This is a genomic window from Streptomyces beigongshangae, assembly GCF_019710745.1.
Lineage (GTDB): Bacteria > Actinomycetota > Actinomycetes > Streptomycetales > Streptomycetaceae > Streptomyces > Streptomyces beigongshangae.
In genome coordinates this window covers 31,865-39,367 of the sequence record NZ_JAHKJW010000067.1, presented here as the reverse complement: position 1 = coordinate 39,367, position 7,503 = coordinate 31,865, and the positions used below count along the sequence as shown (strand labels likewise).

5 protein-coding genes and 1 pseudogene are annotated in these 7,503 nt (G+C 73.0%); 2 read left to right on the top strand and 4 right to left on the bottom strand.

Annotated features, from left to right (window positions below; genetic code table 11):
* From KM933_RS33400 to KM933_RS33385, 4 genes and pseudogenes are all read right to left on the bottom strand, one after another.
* A pseudogene (locus KM933_RS33400) lies at positions 1–181 on the bottom strand (aa3-type cytochrome oxidase subunit I); the annotation flags it as partial.
* 225 nt (positions 182–406) lie between these two features.
* Positions 407–1,204 (bottom strand): phosphodiesterase, encoded by a 798-nt coding sequence (locus KM933_RS33395; RefSeq protein WP_308013625.1) that lies wholly within the window; start codon positions 1,202–1,204, stop codon positions 407–409.
* Between the two features lie 226 nt (positions 1,205–1,430).
* On the bottom strand, positions 1,431–2,687 hold the full coding sequence (locus tag KM933_RS33390) for a PP2C family protein-serine/threonine phosphatase (RefSeq protein ID WP_260334527.1): 1,257 nt from the start codon (positions 2,685–2,687) through the stop codon (positions 1,431–1,433).
* A gap of 153 nt (positions 2,688–2,840) precedes the next feature.
* Positions 2,841–3,242: an ANTAR domain-containing protein gene (locus KM933_RS33385; RefSeq protein WP_308013627.1), complete on the bottom strand. Its 402-nt coding sequence runs from the start codon at positions 3,240–3,242 to the stop codon at positions 2,841–2,843.
* A gap of 337 nt (positions 3,243–3,579) precedes the next feature.
* Here KM933_RS33385 and KM933_RS33380 point away from each other — a divergent pair, with 337 nt between their 5' ends.
* The gene (locus KM933_RS33380) at positions 3,580–5,358 is read left to right on the top strand and encodes a serine/threonine-protein kinase (RefSeq protein WP_221359447.1); all 1,779 of its coding nucleotides are present in this window, start codon (positions 3,580–3,582) and stop codon (positions 5,356–5,358) included.
* 123 nt (positions 5,359–5,481) lie between these two features.
* Positions 5,482–7,491, top strand: a complete 2,010-nt coding sequence (locus tag KM933_RS33375) for an FHA domain-containing protein (RefSeq protein ID WP_221359445.1) — start codon at positions 5,482–5,484, stop codon at positions 7,489–7,491.
* Positions 7,492–7,503: the final 12 nt, after the last annotated feature.

The following is a 7,503-nucleotide window of genomic DNA, read 5'->3' as shown; positions in this document are numbered from 1 at the left end:
GTTCCGCGCGGATCGCCATCGCCAGTGCCCCGCCGACGAGGAAGAACGCGAAGGACGTGATCAGGTACAGATGCCCGATCTTCTTGTGGTCGGTCGTCGTCAGCCAGGAGATCACCATCCGGCCCCTGCCGCGCCGCCCCTCGACCGGGACCAGCGTCTCCGGTGTTGCCTCAACAGTCATCAGGTTCCCTCAAATCGGCGGTGTCGCGCGAACGGTGGAGCCGGGCGGCACGACGGTTCCCCCGCCCTGCCGCCCGTGGCGTCGGGCAGTGCGTAACCAGCTGGGCGGAAACCATGCCTGCCGGTCCGGGACCGAACGGGTAACGGACGCCCGTCGCCCCTCTCATGAACGAACGCGCCTCGCGCGAAGAGGTGAGGAGGTGCTGACGGCGCCGGAACGGAGGGGTCAGCCGGCCCGGCCCTCGCGGCGGCCCGCGCGCGAGCCCCGGTAGGCCGCACGGCGCGTCGCGGCCAGCGCACTGCCCGGACGGAACCCGGGGGCGCTGTGCACGTACACGTCGAAGTCCAGGCTCTGCTCCTGCGGTACGGGCAGGGGAGTGCCCACCGTCAGTACCGCGAACGGACGCCACGTCCGGTCGGCGGTCTCGGCGCACAGGTCGAAGACGATCGGCTCGGCCGCCAGTGCCTCGCGCACACTCGGCAGGTCGCCGCGGACCGGCCCGCGCAGGGCCGGACGGGGGAAGGCCGCCAGCAGGCGGTGGCCCCCGTCGATCCGGTACCCGAGGAGGGAGGAGTACGGGCCGCCGAGCGCGTTCGCCCGCGCTCGCGGCAGACGGCGGCCCACCCGGCCCCGGCCGCTGCTCGTGAGGAGGAGGTCGAGGGGCCGGCCGGGACCGGCCGCCTCCTCCACGCGCACGGCCAGCCCCAGTCCGTCGGGCAGCCGGGCGGGCAGCCCCGCCGCCCGGGAGAGGCGGACCGTGGCGGCGTACCGTCCGGGCATGTCCAGCCACGGCACGCCCCAGCGTGCGCCCCCGTCGTCCACGACCTCCAGCGCGGCCGTGCAGGTCAACCCGCTCGGATGCAGGGCGGGAGCGCGGCGCAGACGGGCCAGCAGACGGAAACCGGCCTCGACGGCGTCGATCGGCCAGGACCGCGACAGCCTCCCCTGCCGCCGGCCGGCGGCGGGAGCGTCGGCGGGCGGCGCGCCGCCCGCGCCCACGGACCTGATCAAGCGTTCTGCCACTCCGCTCCCGCCTCCTTGCTCGCCCGGCCTCCTCGCGGGGAGGCCGAGTACCCCGGTCGCGTGCGCCCACTCCGGGCCGGACGGCGCCGTGCCGGTCCCGGACCGGCCGGAAGGGGGTGGTCCCGTGTCCGCGACGGTGCCTCTCCCGTCGCCACGGCCGTCGCGGTACTCCGCGAACGGCACCGGAGGCCTCGGTGACGCCCCCGGCGACCCGGTCCGTCCGGCGTCACCCCGTGCCGACCGGCGACTTCGCCCCGGACACGCCCTCCTCCAGCAGGGAGGGGGCGGTCCTGGCGCCGCCATGCCATTCGCACAGCAGTACGGTGGCGTCGTCGTTCAGATGCCCGTCGTGGTGCTCCAGCACGGCCCGGACGAGCCTGCGGAGCGTCTCGGGGGCGGCCAGGCCGTCGGCCTGGTGCCGGATGACGAAGTCGACGAAGCGGTCGCGGCCGAACTCGTGCCCCCTGGCGTCGCGCGCCTCGACGATGCCGTCGGTGTACATCAGCAGCTGGTCGCCCGGCTCCAGCTGTTCGCGGCACAGGCTGGCGGGAAGGCCCAGGTCCGTCCCCATCGGATGGGTCGGGGGGCAGCCCAGGTGCGTGGTCCAGCGCCGGCCCCGGATCAGGACGGGGAGGTGGTGGCCGCAGTTGAGCCAGGTCAGCATCCCCGATTCCAGATCGAGGTCGGCCAGGACCGCGCTCGCGTAGCGGGACCGGGCGAACTGCTCCAGGAGGTTGGCCTCGATGACCTCGCGGATGCCCAGGAGACCGTTGCCCTGGCGCCGCTGGTTGCGGCAGGTGGACATGGCGAGATTGGCGGTCAGCCCCGCCGAGGTGTCGTGGCCCATGGCGTCGAAGACCGCCAGGTGGGCCGTGTCGCCGGCCAGCGCGTAGTCGTAGGCGTCGCCGGCGGTGGCGTAGGCCGGTTCCATCGCCGCGGCGATGGTCACCCTGCTGTTGGCGAACGCGCGCGGCGGCATCAGCGTCCACTGCATCTCCGCGGCCACCGACATCGGCCGCACCCGGGTGAGGCGGGCGTACGAGTCGCTGTGATGGCGCTTGGAGACCAGGAACAGGCCCATCAGCGACGCCAGATCCTCCATCGCCGCCCGTGTCGCCCCGTCCGGCTCGTGCCCGGTCTCGACCCGCAGGGCGCCCAGGCGCTCGGTGCCGTCCAGGATGGGCAGCCAGTGCTGTACGCGGCCGTCGACGGGCACGGAGTGGGACTGCGCACTGCGGAAGACCCGGCCGGGCAGTGTCGCGTCGACCCGCAGCTCCTGTCCGCCGGCCCCGGCGTCCTGACCCCGTCCGGTCACCTCCCGCAGCACCAGCTCCTGGATGTCGGCCACGTAGACACGCACCCCGTGCAGTCCTGCCTCCTCCGCGTGCCGCATGACGATCCCCGGCAGCTCCTCGAAGGCGGACAGATGACTGGCCCGCAACAGAGCGTGCAGCATACGGGCGCAGTCCCGGGGCGAAGTCATGCCGGTCACCTGTCGAACAGGGACGGCTCGTCAGCGTCCGTCCCGGCCCCACCGTCCGAGACAGCCACGGATGGGTGCTCGGCAGACGAGAACGAGAAGTCCGAACCGATATCACGGCCAGCGTACGACCCGTCAGCGGGTCGCGCGGCCGCTTCAGGACAGCGGCAGCCCTTGTTCACCCGCCGTCGGGCACCCGCCGTCGAGCCCTCGTGCGGAGGCGTCGTGCGGTTGCGACCGGCACCGCGTCGGACGAGTGTGCGGCCGATGGCCTCGCCGGGGCGGTTCATCCGTCCTGACGAGGGACGTTCCGCAGATGGTCGTCCCGTCGGCCACGGGACGGGGGTGCCCCGACGTCGACCGGGTTCGGGGGCGCCGCGGCGGAGGGTGCCCACGGGGGTCGCGGGCGGTCGGTTGCGAGACCTCCCTGAGCGTCTGCCGGCCCTGCTCGGGCGTCAGCCGTCCCGGGACGATCACGACACCTGTCGCCCGGTCCACCACGGCGTGCGAACGCGCTGCTTCCCGGAGCTGCGCGTTCTCGTCCCGCAGCTCCTCCACCCGCCCTGGGCGGCCCGCACTCGGACTCACACGTGTCAACGTGTACACCGGGCGACGATATGGGTCGGATATGGACAAGTAGCGACTGTTGTTGTCCAAATGGGGGCGACCTGAGGGATAGACTGCGGCAACCGAACGGCCCTTCCCTGACGTGTAGTTGACAGCAACGGGTGAACACCTTCGCGGTGGAGGACCGTGTGCGCCCCGGCACAGTGACGCGCTGCCGCCGGACACCACTGCATGCGACGAGAGCACCAGGCCGGCGGGACGTGCCGAACGGACGCAGGACGTCCGGGCGTCCCTGTCCGTGCCTGGAGGACGAGGGAGAACCACCCCGATGCACCACCAGGACACAGTGCCCCCGGACGCGGGCCCCGAGCGGCTGGTCGCCGATCGCTACCGGCTGCTGTCCACCCTCGGGGAAGGCGGCATGGGAACCGTCTGGCGCGCCCGCGACGAGGTGCTGCGCCGAGAGGTCGCCATCAAGGAGGTGCGCGCCCCCTCCGGGATGTCCGCCGAGAAGATCCAGCGCATGTACACCCGGCTGGAGCGGGAGGCGTGGGCCGCGGCCCGGATCACCGCCCGCAACGTGATCACCGTGCACGACGTCGTCACCGACGGCGGCCGCCCCTGGATCGTGATGGAGCTCGTCCGCGGCCGGTCGCTCGCCGAACTGCTGAGGGCACAGGGGGCGTTGACGCCGCGGGAGGCCGCGCGGATCGGCGCCGAGGTCCTCGTCGCGCTGCGCGCCGCACACGACGCCGATGTGCTGCACCGCGACGTGAAGCCCGCCAACGTCCTGCTCGCCGACGACGACAGGGTGATCCTCACCGACTTCGGCATCGCCATGGTGCAGGGCGACACCGCCCTCACCATGACCGGCGAGGTCGTCGGCTCCCCCGAATACCTCGCGCCGGAACAGGCGCTGGGCCGCCCGCTCGGTCCCGCGACGGACCTGTGGTCCCTCGGCGTCCTGCTCCACGCCGCCGTCCAGGGCCGCTCGCCCTTCCGGCAGGACAGCGCCCTCGGCACCCTGCGTGCCGTCGTCGACGAGGAACCGCCCTTCCCGGACCGTGCCGGTCCGCTGGCCTCCGTCATCGACGGCCTCCTGCGCAAGGACCCCGCAGAGCGGGCCTCCGCCGAACGGACGGCACGGGACCTGCGGCTGGTGGCCGCCGGAGCCGAGCCCGACGCCGACTCCACGGCGACGGGCGCCGGTCCGACGGCAGCCGTCACCGCCACGGCACGGACCGGCACTCCGGCGCCGTTCCCCTCCGCGGACACCGCGACGGACGTCACGGTCGACGCGCCCACCGGGCGGGCGCACCCCGCAGCACAGGCTCCGTCCACGGACACCACGGACACCACGGACACCACGGACACCACGGTTGCCACGGAGACCACTGGCATCACGCAGACCGGCACCGCACCGACGGCGGCCGTCTCCGCGCGAACCGGCGACGTACGTCCCGTGGTGGCTTCCTCCTCCGCGGACACCGCGACGGAGGCGACGGACGTCACGGTCGACGCGCCCACCGGCGGCACGCCGACGGCGCCCGCGCCCGTCCCGCCCGTCCCGCCGGTCCCGCCGGACCGGGGCCGGCGCACGGGATATCTGCTGGTGGCGCTGGCGACCGTGTCCGTCCTGCTGCTGGGCGGGCTGGGGTACGCCCTGACGAGGAACGGGGACGAGGGCCGGGCGGACGCCAAGGACCCGGCCCCGAGCGCGGCGAACACCGCCTCCCCCTCGCAACAGGAGCAAGGGCAGGGGCAGGCGCAGCCGCCGGTGACGGTGTCGGTCGAGGGGACGAACACGACGTACTCGGGAAGCTGCCCGCCGCCGCAGGAGCAGGCACCCGCCTTCACCGCCACCTTCGAGGTGACGGAGCTGCCCGTGCGGTTCACCTACCGGTGGGTGTCGGCCGAGGGCGAGGTGGTGGACCGGACCTGGCGGACGCTGTCGTTCTCGGAGGGCGGTCCCCGCACCCACCGGCAGACGATCCGTGTGACGACGTACGCGCAGGCGGGGACGCTGGCCGGCGCCATGGGAGTGGAGATCAAGTCGTCGCGGCAGACGATCTCCGACACCGTGCCGTTCACGCTGACGTGCGAGTGACGGCCGGGGCGGCGCGCACCCGTCCCGGCCCCTGTTTGTGCTGGTCAAGTCCGCCCCGGTGCCCGGGTGACCGCGTGGCGCGGTCCCGTCCCGGCACCCGGGCACGTCTGCAAGGAGTATGGAGTGTCGTCGGTCATCGTGGGACGTACGGGTCCCTTCAGCGGTCAGAGCGTGGTGCTGGGCACCGCCACGTCCCTGCGGTTCGGGCGCAAGAGCGACAACGATGTGATCATCGTCAGCACCAGCGCCTCCCGTCTGCATGCCGAGATCGTCGTGGAGGACGGCGCGTTCGTCCTCCACGACCGCGACAGCAGGAACGGGACGTACGTCAACGAGCGGCGCGTCACCCGGCACGTGCTGGAGCACGGCGACGTCATACGGATCGGTGACGAGACCTTCGCGTTCGAGACGCAGGAGGCCCTGGAGACGGTCATGGACCTCTCCCGGTTCGATCTGGAACGCCCCGCGGTCGCGGCGAACCCCGGCACCCTGCGCGTCACGGTCGCGGGCGGGGGCCCGGTCGGCCTCGCCTTCGCCCTGATGCTGGAGGACGCGCTGCCGGGGCGGGTGGCCGTCACCGTGTACGAGGGGCGCTGGATCGCCTCCGGCTCCACGGTGGCCTGGAAGGACGAGACCCACGGGAACGTCCGCCGCCAGCAGGTCGTGACCGTCCAGAGCCGGCAGTACCTCGCGCTCACCGAGGAGATGCAGTCCGCGCTGTTCCGGGACCCGGCGCACTTCTCCGAGATGTGGCCCGTGGGACCGGACTCCGTCGACGGCAGGCCTCCCCGCAACATCCGGATCGCCTACGTCGAGGACCGGCTGCTGGAACTCGCCAACACCAAGTCGGCCATCCGCCTCGTGCCCAAGCGCTTCGACGCCGCCGAGCACGAGGGCCGGCTGGCGCAGGAGCACGTCCTGGTGATCGGTGACGGCGGCCGGTCCCGCACCCGCGAGTACTACGCGGACCGTTTCGGCGCGGCCGACGCCTCCATCTACTCCCTCGACGGCGAGCACCTCCAGGACGTGGTGCTGGGACTGCGGGTCAAGTCGCCCCTCACGGACGGGATGAGCGTCCTGCTGACCGTGTCGCAGAACAGGTTCCTGCTCAACTCGCTGCGCGGCGAGGGATTCCTGAACATGCGGCTCACGCGCGAGGAGGCCGAGGCGGTCGTCGGCATCGACCCCGTCCGCCAGGTCTTCGAGGAGTGCATCGCCGCACGCCCCTGCGTCATGAGCCGTCACGAGGACAACGAGTTCGTCTGTCCCACGCACGGCACGCTCTTCCTGCCCGCCCTGCTGCGCGGCTCGCCCCTGTGGAAGCGGATCCAGGAGGGACTCAGGCTCTTCGGTGTGGCCGAGGACGACCTGAGCGCCATCACCTCCTTCCGCCTCGACATGGTGCAGCGCCCCCGGTTCACGGCGCAGCTCAGCCGCTCCACCGCGACGACCCCGGGAACGTACGGCTTCCTGCTGGGCGACGCCGCCAACGCGATCCACTTCTGGCCCGGGCGCGGCCTCAACAGCGGTCTGGCCTCCGCCGTGTCCCTCGCCCGCTCGCTCGGCCGCAGCTGGCGGGGCAGGCCGCTGCGCGACGCCGACTTCATCCGGCACGAGGCCGCGATGTCGATGCTGCAGTACCGGCACAAGAGCCGTGCCTGGAACGCCATGGTCACCACCGACGAGCACGGTGTCACCCGTGCGATCAAGGACGTCATCGCCCGCAGCCTGGAACAGGACCAGCCGCTGGCCCGGGCCCAGTCCCCGGCTGCCGCTGCTGCCTCCGCTCCCGCTTCCGCTGCGGCTCTGGCCGCGGGTTCCGGGGCCGAGCGGCCCGATCTGGAGGCGCTGCTCGCGCGCATGCGTGAGATCCGCTCGCGGCTCGCTCCCCGGCTGCCCGGCCTGCCCTCCGACGAGGAACTGCGCGGGCATCTCGCCACCCTCGCGCCGTCGACCCTGCGCACGCTCCAGGAGAGCGGCGCGTGGGACACGCTGATCGTCGGTGGCGAGGAGGCCGACATCGACCTCTTCTACCAGTCGGACGAGCCCGTCTACGTCGCCCGCCCCACGGACCCGAGGGTGCTCGGCGGCGAGTCCGGACCGCAGGACCCCGCGGCCCTGAACCGGGCCTGAACCCGCCGCCGG

Bases quoted from the DNA above. Each gene is read 5' to 3' on its own strand.
- KM933_RS33390 (WP_260334527.1), bottom strand. From the start codon at position 2,687: ATGACTTCGCCCCGGGACTGCGCCCGTATGCTGCACGCTCTGTTGCGG.
- KM933_RS33380 (WP_221359447.1), top strand. From the start codon at position 3,580: ATGCACCACCAGGACACAGTGCCCCCGGACGCGGGCCCCGAGCGGCTG.